Raw genomic sequence first — 12,945 nt, 5'->3', positions numbered from 1 at the left:
GCTCCCGCCTCTCCGGCCCGGAACGGGGCCGCCGGGGGGACCTCGCCCGGGGGCAGCAGCACCGCGCTCGCGAAGACCAGGCTGGTGCCGAGACCGGTGACGTCGACGACCCGGCGGAGCCGTTCCGGGCCGGAGAGGCGGGAGCGACGGGGCAGCCGAAGTAGGCCCTCCGCGTACAGCGGGACGACGACGGCCAGGCCGGCCAGCACCAGCGGCAGCCGGTGTGCGGGACGGGTCAGCGGCAGCACCGCGACGGCGAGTCCCGCCGCCAGCACGGCGGCGTCGAGAAGCGTGACCGTGCGGCGAGGCAACCGGACCGCGCCGGCGCTCGGCCCCGACCTCTGCGCCCCGGTGGCGAGCCCGAGGAGCCGGGCACAGGCCAGGGTGGATCCGGCGGCGACCGCGAACGCGAGGGCGGCCAACGGCGGAACGAGGCCGACGACACCGGCCAGCAGGAGCAGCGCGCCGACCGCCGGCACGACGTCGGGCAGCGGCGGGCGACGACGGAGGGAGGGGTACGCGACGGGCACGGCGATCGCCTTCGTGAGGGGGCACGGGGCGGTGGGGTTGCGGAGCGGCGTGCGGGAGCCGGAGTCGGACGGGGCGGATGAACGGTGGCGACCGGGCAGGCCCGGCGCGACCACGCGGAGAAAACGACATCCCCGCCACCGGGGTTACGGCGCCGAACAGGTGACCGTGGTCACATCGATGGCTCCGGTCACGCGTTCCGGCCCGGACGGAACGGAGCCGGTCCGGGGTGCGATCATCGGGGGGTGAGTCGCGCCGACACCATCCGCTTCCGGCACAACCAGGCGATCCTGGTCGCCGCGATCGTCGCGTTCATCGGCGCCCTGCCGCTGGCCACCGCCCGCTGGTGGCTGCTCTGGGTGCTGCTGATCCCGCTCGCCGTCGGGGTCTGGGCGTGGCGCTCCGGCACCGACGCCGACTCCCGGGAGCTGCGGCTGCGAGCGCTCTTCGGCCAGCGCCGGATCGCCTGGGAGCGGGTGACCGAGCTGACCGCGGACCCGCGCGGCCGGGCGGTCGTCCGGCTCGACGACGGGGAGCACCTGGTGCTACCCGCCGTCCGGGCCGCCGACCTGCCGCGGCTGGTCGGCGCCACCGGTCAGGAGCTTCCCGACACCGCCCGCTGAGCGCCGCTCAGTAGCCGTCCACCACCGTGTTGGCCAGCGGCTCCCCGGCCGCGAACCGGCGCACCTGATCGCCCACCAGCCGGTACGCCCGCGGCAGCAGCCCGCGCACCGAGCCGGCCACATGCGGGGTGATCAGTACGTTCGGCAGCTCCCACAGGGGATGGTCGGCGGGCAGCGGCTCGGGATCGGTGACGTCCAGGGCGGCCCGCAGCCGACCGGTGCTGAGTTCGGCGACCAGCGCCGACGTCCGGGCCACCGGTCCGCGGGCGGCGTTCACCAGCAGCGCGCCGTCGGGCATCGCGGCGAGGAACTTCTCGTCGATCAGCCCGCGGGTCTGATCGGTGAGCGGGACCAGCACCACCACGATGTCGGCCTCGGGAAGCAGGGCGGGCAGCTCGTCCACCCCGTGCACCCCCTCGGCCGGGCGGGCGGTGCGGGCGACCAGGGTGAAGGTCACCTCGAACGGGGCCAGCCGGGCCTGCAGCGCCGCCCCGATCGAACCCGCCCCGACGATCAGCACCCGCTTGCCGGCCAGCTCGTCGGTCGGGGCCACCGCGTCGTACGCCCACTCGCGGCGGGCCTGCGCGAGGGCCAGCGGACCGAAGCCGCGCAGCTGGGACAGGATCGCGGCGACCACCCATTCGGCGGTCCCCGAGTCGTGCACACCCCGCGCGTCGCAGAGCGTGACGCCCGCCGGGATCCGGCCCGCCCAGGCGTCCGCCCCGGCGGAGAGCAACTGCACCACCCGCAGGTCGGGCAGCTCGGCCAGCAGGGCGGTGGCGGCGGGACCGGCGAGGAACGGCGGCACCCAGAACCGCACGTCCGCCGGGGCCGACGGCAGCCGGTCCGGGTCCTCCATCAGCTCGACGGTGACCCCGGAGGGCAGCTCACCGAGGAGGGCGTGGCCGGCGCGGTGCGGGATCCATACCTTCACGACCGCCGACGATAGTCGCCGGAACGCCCGTCGGCCGCGCGGGAGCGCCAGGCTCCGATCTGTCAGGCCCGGATCGTCCCATGTCCCGACTAGGCTGGGCGGGGTGAGCGCGCGTCCCCCGTACCCCCCGATCGACCGCCTGCGGGCGGCGCTCGCGGCGTCCTGCGCCGCGCTGCTGCTGGGCACCGCCGGTTGCGCGTTCGGCGAGCCGGAACCGGACCCGGCCGGCGAGCCGCCGAACTTCCCGACCCCGTCGGCGACGGCCAGCCCGGGCGGCGCCGGTCAGCAGGTGGTGGCCACGGTGCTGGCCAAGGGTTTGCGGGTGCCCTGGGCGATCGCGTTCCTGCCCGACGGCGCGGCGCTGGTCACCGAGCGGGACAGCCGGCGGATCCTCCAGGTCGGCCCGGAGTCCGGGCGGGAGGGGCTGAAGGTCACCGTCGTGCAGACCATCGCGGACGTCGCCCCGGGCGGCGAGGGCGGGCTGCTGGGCATCGCGGTCTCTCCGACCTACGCGAAGGACCGGACCGTCTTCGTCTACTACACCACCAGACAGGACAACCGGATCGTCCGACTGCAGCTCGGCGGGCGGCCCACCCCGATCCTCACCGGCATCCCGGCCGCCCGGAACCACAACGGCGGCGGGCTCGGCTTCGGCCCCGACGGCATGCTCTACGCCAGCACCGGCGACGCCGGCCGGCAGGCGGCCGCGCAGGATCCGAAGAGCCTCGGTGGCAAGATCCTGCGGATCACCCGGGACGGCAAGCCGGCGCCGGGCAACCCGTTCCCCGACTCCCCGGTCTGGTCGCTGGGTCACCGCAACGTCCAGGGCTTCGCCTGGGACGCCGCCAAGCGGATGTACGCGGTCGAGTTCGGCCAGAACACCTGGGACGAGATCAACCAGATCACCAAGGGCGGCAACTACGGCTGGCCGCAGGTCGAGGGACGCGCCGGCGACAAGCGCTACGCCGACCCGATCGTGCAGTGGCGGACCGCCGAGGCGTCCTGCTCGGGGCTGGCCGCGGTGGAGCGGCTGCTGGTCACCGCCTGTCTGCGCGGCCAGCGACTCTGGTTGGTGGAGCTCACCGACACGGGTACCGTCTTCGGTCAACCCCGTGAGCTGCTGACCGGCAGGTACGGTCGGCTGCGGGCGGCGGCGGCCGCCCCGGACGGGTCCATCTGGGTCACCACGTCCAACCGGGACGGCCGCGGCCGGCCGGTGCCGGAGGACGACCGGGTCCTGCGGCTGGTCTTCGCCGACGGCGGCGCCGGTCGGAGTTGACCCGGCCGCCGCCACCGGAATCGGGAGCCGGGGCGTCCGGTCCGCCATCCGGACCGGACAGGTGAGAAGCAACAGCATCCTTCGGGTTTGCCAAGATCCTTCGACGGGCAGGTCAGAATCTCAGCATGGACGGCCAGGAGAACGAGCAGCGGAACACCGGGGACAATGGCGCTCCGGCGACCGGGCGCACCCGACGCTGGACGATCCGACCGCGGCGTACCGGGCGGCCGGATCGCAGCAGCCGGTTGCGGCGGTTCGGGATGGCGCTGGCCGTCCTTGCGGTCGCCCTAGCCGGGGTGGTCATCGGCACCTACGCCGGTGGGCACGTCAGCACCGACATCGGGCCGTTCCGGGCCCAGCTCAAGCTGGCCCCGGCAGTCGCGGGCAGCACCACCGTCGACATTCCGCCGCTGGGCGCCCTGCAGCTGGACAGCCACGACGGGCCCACCCACCTCACCGTGGAGCTGGGCTCGCTGGACCAGCGGCGTACCGAGGCGATCATCAACGATCCGGCGAGCATCAACCGGGCCAGCCAGTCGGCCGTCGAGGACGTCCGAACGGGGGTGATGCGCCTCGGCGTGCGGACGCTGGGCTGCGCCGTCCTGATCACCCTGCTGCTGGCCGCGCTGGTGTTCCGCAACGTCCGCCGGACCGCCTGGGCCGGCGGGCTGGCGGTGGCGGTCGCCGGCGGCAGTCTCGGGCTGTCCGCCGCGACCCTGCGCCCGCAGGCGATAGAGGAGCCGCGCTACGAGGGGCTGCTGGTCAACGCCCCGGCGATCGTCGGCGATGCCCGCCGGATCGCCAACGACTACAGCAAGTACGCCGAGCAGCTCAGGCTGCTGGTCGGCAACGTGAGCAAGCTCTACACCACCGTCTCGGCGCTGCCGGTCTACGCGCCAGCACCCGGCACCACCCGCGTGCTGCACGTGTCCGACATGCATCTCAACCCGACCGGGTGGTCGTTGATCCAGACCGTGGTGGAGCAGTTCGACATCGATGTGGTGATCGACACCGGGGACATCACCGACTGGGGCAGCGAGCCGGAGGCGTCCTTCGTGGGGTCGATCGCGCAACTCAAGAAGCCGTACGTCTACATCCGGGGCAACCACGACTCGGGAAAGACGGCCGCGGCGGTGGCCCGGCAGCCGAACGCGATCGTGCTGGACAACACGACCACCACGGTGGCCGGGCTGACCATCGCCGGCATCGGCGACCCGCGGTTCACCCCGGACAAGAACACCTCGCCTGCCGGCAGCGGGCTCACCAAGCAGGTCGCCGAGCGGGTCATCGGGGCCGGCGAACAGCTCGCCACGACCGTGCGCAACTCGCCGCAGAAGGTGAACATCGCGCTGGTGCACGACCCCGCCTCGGCCGGCCCGCTCTCCGGCACCTGCCCGCTGGTGCTTGCCGGGCACCTCCACCAGCGGCAGGTATCCAAGCTGCCGCAGGTGCCGGGGCAGCAGCCCACCCAGCTGATGGTGGAAGGCTCCACGGGCGGCGCCGGGCTGCGCGGCCTGGAAGGCGAGAAGCCCACTCCGCTGTCGATGAGCGTGCTCTACTTCGACCAGCAGAAGCTGCTCCAGGCGTACGACGACATCACGGTCGGCGGCACCGGGCAGTCACAGGTCAACCTGGAGCGGCACGTGATCAAGGAGCCGGCCAAGGGGGAGCAGGTGCCGGTCACCCCCACCCCCACCCTCGGGCCGGCCACCCCGACGCCCACCCGCTGACCCGCGCGCCGGCTGTGGGCCCGTCCGTCAGGACACGCCACGTCACTCTCCGCTCAGCCGGCCGGGGAATCGGGATAGCGAGCACTTCCCTAATGCGGTGACCACCAACGTTGGCCGGGCTAGGCGGAGCTACCGTGCAACTATGCCGCTCGGTGTGACTCGTCCGTTACGAGCCGCTCTTCGGTCGGCTACGACACCTACCGATTTACTTGTTCTTCTCGGCCACCCCGAGCTCGCGGTCCGGCTGCCGCCGGAGCTTACGTTGAGACAGCTCATGGATGCGGCTTCGCATCTGGCAGCGCTGCGGCGCCATCCCTACGTTTCGCCTGATCATGTTGCGTTGGCCGGTGCCCGTGCGGTGGACGACGGCCGGATGGTGGACAGCCTTGCCAGACGCTTGGATGGATTCCCGGTAGCGACCAGGCGTTGGTGGCGGCCTCTCGGTAGGCGGTCAGCCCTTCGGCCGCGTGGCCAACGCTTGCTCGACGAGCAGCAGCGTGCCGCGTGTGAGCGGGAAGGGCGGCAACCCGGCGAACGTTAGTGGCCACCACACTAATGAGTTCTGGGAGTGAGCCATCCGGCGAACTCCTTACAACGCAGCGCTGCGCCAGCTCGCCAACCGGCTCGTCGGCATCCTGCACGGATGCCTCAAAACCGGCACCGTCTACGACGAGACGACCGCCTGGTCGCATCACCTCAACAAGGCCGCTGCTTGACATTCAAGCTCCTGGGATGTCTTTGCTCTGCCGCAGCCCACGCACAGTCACCCAGGGTGAAGAGACGATACCGGATCCGTTCCGTGTTTCCCCTGCTCCGCGGCGGCGTTGCGGTGGGTGCAGCAGAGCAAAGGAACGAGCGGGACTCTCTCGTGGCGGTCCCGCCATCACTCTCAGCGATGGGATCGCTGATCGCGTTAAGTGGCCGCCCCGCCGACGGGCCGCCAAGTCGTGAAGGGGCCGCTGTGGAAGCGCCGTGCGGCGAAGGGGCCGTTCAGCGTCCCAGGGTGGGATGGGCGCTCAGCGCAGCGAGAGGGCGGCCAGGGCGGCGTTGACGATGCTGCCGGGGAGCAGGTCGTGCAGCTCGTACAGCTCCTGGACGCTGCCGGACTGGCCGAACTCGTCCACCCCGAGCGGAACCGCCGGGGCCCCGACCGCCGAACCGAGCCAGGCCATCGCGTGCGACGCCGCGTCGTGCACGGTCACCACCGGCACCCGGTCCGCGAAGGCCGACCGCAGGGCGCCCGGCACGCTCGGCACGGTCGCGGTCCGCACGCCCTGGCGCAGGGTGCGCTGCCAGGCCCGGTAGAGCCGGTCCAGCGAGGTCACGTCGACGACGTGCGCCGCGACTCCCTCCTCCGCCAGCTCCGCGGCGGCCGCGAGGACCTCGGGCAGCACGGCACCGGAGGCGGCGAGCTGCACCACCGGGGCGTCCGCCAGCTGCGGGTACGCCTCGTGGGCGTCCACCAGGCGGTAGGCGCCGGCCACCACCTGCCGCCGCAGCACCGCGTCGCCGATCCGGGCCCGGGCCGCCTCGAAGGGCGCCTGGTCGATCGGGCGGGTGCTGAGCCGGAAGTAGTACGCCCCGTCCTCGGCCGGCGCGGCGGTGGCGGCCGGCGCGGCACCGCCGGCGATCTGGCCGAGCGCGTCGCAGAGCAGCCAGTCCAGGGTGGCCGCGTACGCCGGCTCGATGAACGTGACGCCGGGCAGCTCCAGACCCACCGAGGCGGTGATGGTGGACTGGTGGGCGCCGCCTTCGGGGGCGAGCGTGATGCCGGACGGCGTGCCGGCCACCACGAAGCGGGAGCCGGAGTAGGTGCCGTAGAGGAAGGCGTCCAGGCCGCGCAGCACGAACGGGTCGTACACGGTGCCGACCGGGAGCAGCGGCTGGTCCGACAGGTCCCACGACAGGCCGAGCTGGCCGAGCAGCAGGAACAGGTTCATCTCCGAGATGCCCAGCTCGATGTGCTGGCCGGCCGGGCTCTCCGTCCACCGCAGCATCCGGTCCTCGGTCCAGGAGCGCTGCTCGGTGGGGGCGAACACCCCGGTCTTGTTGATGAACCCGGCGAGGTTCGTGGAGGTGGCCACGTCCGGTGCGGTGGTGACCAGGTAGGGCGCCACGTTCTCGTCGCGGGCCAGGTCGACCAGCACCCGGCCGAAGACCTCCTGGGTGGAGACCGGCTTGTTCGCCCGTACCTTGGTGGTTTCCGGGACGGTGACCCCCAGCGCCCGCTCACGCGGCGCGCGAGCCAGCGCCTCCCGGCGCTCGCCTGCCCTGATCCCGGCCGGGGTCGCCGGGTCGAGCCGGTCCCACTCGGTCTCGCGGGTCAGGCCCTGCGCGGCGCGCAGCGCGTCGACCTGCTCGGTGGTGAGCAGCGCCGAGTGGTTGCGCGGGTTGCCGGCGATCGGCAGACCCCACCCCTTGATCGTGTACGCGAACACCACGCTGGGCCGGTCGGTCACCGCGTCGCACTGGGCGTACGCGTCGAGCATCGCCTCCAGGTCGTGCCCGCCCAGGTCGGTGACGAGCGGGCCCAGCTCGTCGTCGGGGATGTCGGCGATGAACTCCGCGATGCCCTCGGGCGCCCCGTCGAGGAACTGCTTGCGCAGGGCCGGCCCGCTCAGCCCGAACAGCGACTGGTACTGCTCGTTCGGCATCCGGTCGATCCAGTCGCGCAGCCGCTCCCCGCCCGGCCGGGCGTACGCGGCGGCGAGCTTGCGGCCGTACTTGACCTCGACGACGTGCCAGCCGGCGGCCTCGAACTGGCCCCGCCACTGGTTGATCCGGATACCCGGGACGACCCGGTCCAGCGACTGGCGGTTGAAGTCGACCAGCCACATCACGTTGCCAAGGCCGGTGGTGGCCGGGTCGGCGACCGCCTCCCAGATGTTCCCCTCGTCCAGCTCGGCGTCACCGATCAGGGCGATGAACCGGGAGTGCGGACGCTCCCCGAAATGCGCGTCGACGTAGCGGCGGGTGACCGCGGCGAAGAGCGGCGCGGCGGCGCCCAGCCCGACCGAGCCGGTGGAGAAGTCCACCTCGTCCGGGTCCTTGGTCCGCGACGGGTACGACTGCAGCCCACCGCGGGCCCGCAGCTTCGGCAGGTACGACCGGTCCAGGTTGCCGAGCAGGTACTGGATGGCGTGGAACACCGGCGAGGCGTGCGGCTTGACCGCCACCCGGTCCTCGGCGTCCAGGTGAGCGAACCAGAGCGCGGTCATCGCGGTCACCAGCGAGGCGCTCGACGCCTGGTGGCCGCCGACCTTGACCCCGTCGCCGGTGTTCCGGTCGTGGTTGGCCGCGTCCACGATCCGGGTGGCGAGCCAGAGCACCCGCCGCTGGATCTCGTCGAGGACTTCGAGGTCGTGCTCGGGACGGTCGTTCACGGTGGCTCCATCCGGGCGTCGCCGTTGACGCCCTCCGAGGGGGGTGCGGGGTGGCCGCGTACTCGAAAAAAGGCCGAAGGCCGCCGCCGGGTGGGACGGCGGCCTCCGGAGGTGGGCTCAGCCCTGGGCGCCGAGGCGCTCCAGGATCAGCTCGCGGACGGTCTTGGCGTCCGCCTGGCCGCGGGTGGTCTTCATGACCGCGCCGACCAGCGCGCCGGCCGCGGCGACCTTGCCGCTGCGGACCTTGTCGGCGATACCCGGGTTGGCGGCGATCGCCTCGTCCACCGCGGCGGTGAGCGCGCCGGTGTCGGAGACGACCTCCAGGTTGCGGTTGGTCATGATCTCGGTCGGCGAACCCTCGCCGGCCACCACACCCTCCAGCACGGTCCGGGCCAGCTTGTCGTTGAGCTTGCCCGCGTCGACCAGACCCTGCAGCTCGGCGACCTGCCCCGGGGTGGCCCCGACGTCGGCCAGCTCCACGCCGGTCTCGTTGGCCCGCCGGGACAGCTCACCGAGCCACCACTTGCGGGCGGCGGCGGGGGTGGCGCCGGCGGCCACGGTCTGCTCGATCAGCTCGACCGCGCCGGCGTTCAGCACCGACTGCATGTCCAGGTCCGACAGCCCCCACTGCTTCTGAAGCCGGCGGCGGTGCAGCCGGGGCAGCTCCGGCAGGGCCGCCTTCAGCTCGGCCACCCAGGCGGTGTCGGGCGCGAGCGGCACCAGGTCCGGCTCCGGGAAGTACCGGTAGTCGGTGGCGGTCTCCTTGGACCGGCCCGGGGTGGTGTCGCCGCTGTCCTCGTGGAAGTGCCGGGTCTCCTGGGTGATCTTGCCGCCGGCATCGAGCACCGATGCCTGGCGCAGCATCTCCGACCGGACCGCCCGCTCGACCGACCGCAGCGAGTTGACGTTCTTGGTCTCGGTACGGGTGCCCCACTCCTGGCCCGGCAGGTTCAGCGACGTGTTGACGTCGCAGCGCAGCGAGCCCTCCTCCATCCGGACGTCCGAGACGCCCAGCGAACGGATCACGTCGCGCAGCTCGGTGACGTACGCCCGGGCCACCTCCGGCGCCAGCGCGCCGGTGCCGGGGACCGGCTTGGTGACGATCTCCACCAGCGGGATACCGGCCCGGTTGTAGTCGACCAGCGACTCCGTCGCGCCGTGGATGCGGCCGGTGGCGCCACCGACGTGCAGCGTCTTGCCGGTGTCCTCCTCCAGGTGCACCCGCTCGATGCCGATCCGGACCAGCTCACCGTTGACCTCGACGTCCAGGTAGCCATCGACGCAGAGCGGCTCGTCGTACTGGCTGATCTGGAAGTTCTTCGGCATGTCCGGGTAGAAGTAGTTCTTCCGGGCGAACCGGCACCACTCCGCGATGGAGCAGTTCAGCGCCAGGCCGATCCGGATCGTCGCCTCGATGGCCGCCTTGTTGGCCACCGGCAGCGAGCCGGGCAGGCCCAGGCAGACCGGGCAGACCCGGGTGTTCGGCGCGCCGCCGAAGTCGGTCGGGCAGCCACAGAACATCTTGGTGTTCGTGCCCAGCTCGACGTGGGTCTCCAGGCCGATCACCGGTTCGTAGCGTGCGACGACCTCGTCGTACGCGGGCAGTGTCGTCGTCATCGGTGCTCCTGCCTCACAGTGCCGGTGGGGTGAACGTGCCGACGGTGGACTCCAGCGCAGCGGCGACCCGGTACATCCGGTCGTCGGCCATCGTCGGGGCCATGATCTGCAGGCCGACCGGGAGCCCGTCGGAGAGCCCGCACGGCACCGAGATGGCCGGTCCGCCGTACAGGTTGGTCGGGATGGTGAACAGGTCGGCCAGGTACATCTGGTACGGGTCTGAGGTGCGCGCGCCGATCGGGAAGGCCACGAACGGGGTGGTCGGCGAGATCAGCGCGTCCACCTGCTCGAACGCCGAGGTGAAGTCCCGGGTGATCAGCGTGCGGACCTTCTGCGCCTGCCCGTAGTAGGCGTCGTAGTAGCCCGAGGAGAGGGCGTAGGTGCCGATCATGATGCGCCGCTTGACCTCCGGGCCGAAGCCGGCCTCCCGGGTCAGCGACATGACCTCCTCCAGCGACCGGTTGCCGTCGTCGCCGGTCCGCAGGCCGAACCGGACGCCGTCGAAGCGGGCCAGGTTGGAGGAGCACTCGCTCGGCGCGATCAGGTAGTAGGCCGGCAGCGCGTACTTGAAGTGCGGGCAGGAGACCTCGACGATCTCGGCGCCCAGCTTCGCCAGCGCCTCCACCGACTCGCGGAACGCGGCCATCACGCCCGGCTCGGCGCCCTCGCCGGTGAACTCGGTGACCACACCGAGCTTCACCCCGGTCAGGTCGCCGGTCGCACCGAGCTTCGCCGCGCCGACCACGTCCGGCACCGGCTGCGGGATCGAGGTGGAGTCGCGCGGGTCGTGCCCGCCGATCACCTGGTGCAGCAGCGCGGCGTCGAGCACCGTACGGGCACACGGGCCCGGGGTGTCCAGCGACGAGGAGAACGCCACCAGGCCGTACCGGGAGGTGCCGCCGTAGGTGGGCTTCGCGCCGACGGTGCCGGTGACCGCGCCGGGCTGGCGGATCGAGCCGCCGGTGTCCGAGCCGATCGCCAGCGGCGCCTCGTACGCGGCGAGGGCCGCCGCGCTGCCGCCACCGGAGCCGCCCGGGATCCGGCTCAGGTCCCACGGGTTGTGGGTCGGGCCGTACGCCGAGTACTCGGTGGAGGAGCCCATCGCGAACTCGTCCATGTTGGTCTTGCCGAGCATCACCGTGCCGGCGGCGCGCAGCCGCTGGACGAGCGTCGAGTCGTACGGCGGCCGCCAGCCCTCCAGGATCTTCGACCCGACGGTGGTCGGCACGCCCTTGGTGGTGAGCACGTCCTTGACGGCGACCGGCACGCCGGCCAGCGGGCCCAGCTCCTCGCCGGCGGCCCGGCGCTCGTCCACCGCGCGTGCGGCGGCCAGCGCACCCTCGGTGTCGACGTGCAGGAACGCGTTCACCCGGTCGTCGACGGCGGCGATCCGGTCCAGGTGGGCCTGGGTCACCTCGACGGCGGACGTCCCGCCGGAGGCGACGAGATCCGCGACCTCCGCCGCGGTCAGCCTGGTCAGGTCAGTCATGAAGCCACATCCTCGTCCAGGATCCGCGGGACGCGGAACCGCTGCTCCTCGGCGTCGGGCGCACCCGACAGCGCCTCCTCCGGGGTCAGGCCCGGCACCACGACGTCGTCCCGCAGGACGTTCGTCAGCGGCACCGAGTGGGAGGTCGGCGGGATGTCCGCCGCGGCGACCTCACCGACCTGGGCGACCGACTGGAGGATCACGTCGAGCTGGCCGGCGAAGGTGTCCAGCTCCTCCTCGGTGACGGCGAGCCGCGACAGTCGCGCCAGGTGCGCGACCTCCTCGCGGGAGATGGCGGCCATCGGTGCCCCCTTCGTGGCTGTCCTGCTGCCTCTGCGGCGTGTCGACCGCGCGATGGGTGGAGATGACGCGCGGTGACCGGAGCGAGTCTATTGTCCTGCGCTGCCGCCGACGCCTCCGACTCCCCCTCCGGCCCGCCGAACGGGACGCCGATCGCGTCACCGGCCCTGTCGGCGGGGCGTCTCCGGGTCGGCCCCGACCGCCGGCCGGACCGGACGATACCGGGCCAGCCAGGCGGCCAGCTCCTCGGCGGGCATCGGCCGGGCGTGGAACCAGCCCTGCGCCACGTCGCAGCCGGCCGCGTGGAGCAGCCGCCAGGTCCGCTCGTCCTCCACCCCCTCGGCGACCACCCGCAAGCCGAGCGCCCCGGCCAGCTCGATCATCGACCGGACGATCGCCGCGTCGTCGGCGTCGTCGGCCATGCCCAGCACAAACGATCGGTCCACCTTCACCTCGGACAGCGGCAGCCGGCGCAGGTGCTGCAACGACGAGTAGCCGGTGCCGAAGTCGTCCAGCGCGATGCCCACGCCGATCCGGTGGAGCTGGGTGATGCTGGCGAGCACCCGCCGCGGGTCGGCCATCAGCGCCCCCTCGGTGATCTCCACCTGAAGCCGGTCGGGGAGGACGCCGTACCGGCTGAGCCGGTCGGCGATCTGCTCGGCGATCTCCCCGGTGTGCAGGTCCCGGACGCTGACGTTGAGCGCGGCCCGCAGGGCGATCCCGGCCGCCGACCACTTCGCCAGCTGCTCGACCACGTCGTCCACCACCCGGCGGGTGAGCAGCCGCATGACCGCGCTCTGCTCGGCGACCTGGATCAGCTCACCCGGGTCGACCATGCCGCGACGCGGGTGCCACCACCGCAGCAGCGCCTCCACCCCGACGACCTCACCGGTCGCGATGGCGATCTGCGGTTGGTAGTACATGGTGATCTCGCCCGCGTCCACGGCCGGGTCCTCGGCCCGCGCCGCCCTACGGACGGGAGCCGGCGCCGCCACCGGCGCGGCGGGCGCCGAAGCGCCGGCCGACCCGTTCGGCACGGGATCGGGGCAGGTGGTGGCCTCG

Annotated in this window: 9 protein-coding genes and 2 pseudogenes; 4 read left to right on the top strand and 7 right to left on the bottom strand. The window is 72.8% G+C overall.

What is annotated here, in order from left to right:
- Positions 1-530: pseudogene (locus DKL51_RS23200) on the bottom strand (GGDEF domain-containing protein); the annotation flags it as partial.
- A gap of 243 nt (positions 531-773) precedes the next feature.
- Here DKL51_RS23200 and DKL51_RS23195 point away from each other — a divergent pair.
- Complete coding sequence (locus tag DKL51_RS23195; protein WP_109946983.1) at positions 774-1,151, top strand: PH domain-containing protein; 378 nt, start codon at positions 774-776, stop codon at positions 1,149-1,151.
- 7 nt (positions 1,152-1,158) lie between these two features.
- Here the strand turns inward: DKL51_RS23195 and DKL51_RS23190 are convergent, their stop codons facing one another.
- A complete protein-coding gene (locus DKL51_RS23190; RefSeq protein WP_124812479.1) occupies positions 1,159-2,085 on the bottom strand; it encodes a 2-hydroxyacid dehydrogenase in 927 nt (308 codons plus the stop codon).
- Between the two features lie 103 nt (positions 2,086-2,188).
- Between DKL51_RS23190 and DKL51_RS23185 the strand changes: the two genes are divergently transcribed.
- The 3 genes and pseudogenes from DKL51_RS23185 to DKL51_RS36585 form a co-directional block, all read left to right on the top strand.
- Entirely contained in the window at positions 2,189-3,364 is a 1,176-nt protein-coding gene (locus DKL51_RS23185) for a PQQ-dependent sugar dehydrogenase (protein ID WP_124812478.1), read from the top strand.
- A 125-nt stretch (positions 3,365-3,489) separates the two neighbouring features.
- Entirely contained in the window at positions 3,490-5,094 is a 1,605-nt protein-coding gene (locus tag DKL51_RS23180; protein ID WP_124812477.1) for a metallophosphoesterase, read from the top strand.
- Positions 5,095-5,684: 590 nt separating this feature from the next.
- Positions 5,685-5,810: pseudogene (locus tag DKL51_RS36585) on the top strand (IS110 family transposase); the annotation flags it as partial.
- A 300-nt stretch (positions 5,811-6,110) separates the two neighbouring features.
- On the opposite strand, the gene DKL51_RS23170 reads toward DKL51_RS36585, so the two are convergent.
- The 5 genes from DKL51_RS23170 to DKL51_RS23150 form a co-directional block, all read right to left on the bottom strand.
- Entirely contained in the window at positions 6,111-8,477 is a 2,367-nt protein-coding gene (locus tag DKL51_RS23170) for a thiamine pyrophosphate-binding protein (RefSeq protein WP_124812476.1), read from the bottom strand.
- A 117-nt stretch (positions 8,478-8,594) separates the two neighbouring features.
- Positions 8,595-10,094: an Asp-tRNA(Asn)/Glu-tRNA(Gln) amidotransferase subunit GatB gene (gene gatB / locus DKL51_RS23165; protein WP_109946640.1), complete on the bottom strand. Its 1,500-nt coding sequence runs from the start codon at positions 10,092-10,094 to the stop codon at positions 8,595-8,597.
- Positions 10,095-10,107: 13 nt separating this feature from the next.
- Positions 10,108-11,583: an Asp-tRNA(Asn)/Glu-tRNA(Gln) amidotransferase subunit GatA gene (gatA, locus tag DKL51_RS23160; protein ID WP_109965638.1), complete on the bottom strand. Its 1,476-nt coding sequence runs from the start codon at positions 11,581-11,583 to the stop codon at positions 10,108-10,110.
- Positions 11,580-11,885 (bottom strand): Asp-tRNA(Asn)/Glu-tRNA(Gln) amidotransferase subunit GatC, encoded by a 306-nt coding sequence (gene gatC / locus DKL51_RS23155; protein WP_109946638.1) that lies wholly within the window; start codon positions 11,883-11,885, stop codon positions 11,580-11,582. The genes gatA and gatC overlap by 4 nt, the downstream gene beginning before the upstream one ends.
- Positions 11,886-12,041: 156 nt before the next feature.
- A partial coding sequence (locus DKL51_RS23150) for an EAL domain-containing protein (RefSeq protein ID WP_260428632.1) occupies positions 12,042-12,945 on the bottom strand: 904 nt, incomplete at its 5' end.

This window comes from Micromonospora globispora (assembly GCF_003857015.1).
GTDB classification, from domain to species: domain Bacteria; phylum Actinomycetota; class Actinomycetes; order Mycobacteriales; family Micromonosporaceae; genus Micromonospora; species Micromonospora globispora.
The sequence above is the reverse complement of the archived record's forward strand: the minus strand, read 5'-3'. Positions and strand labels throughout refer to the sequence as shown.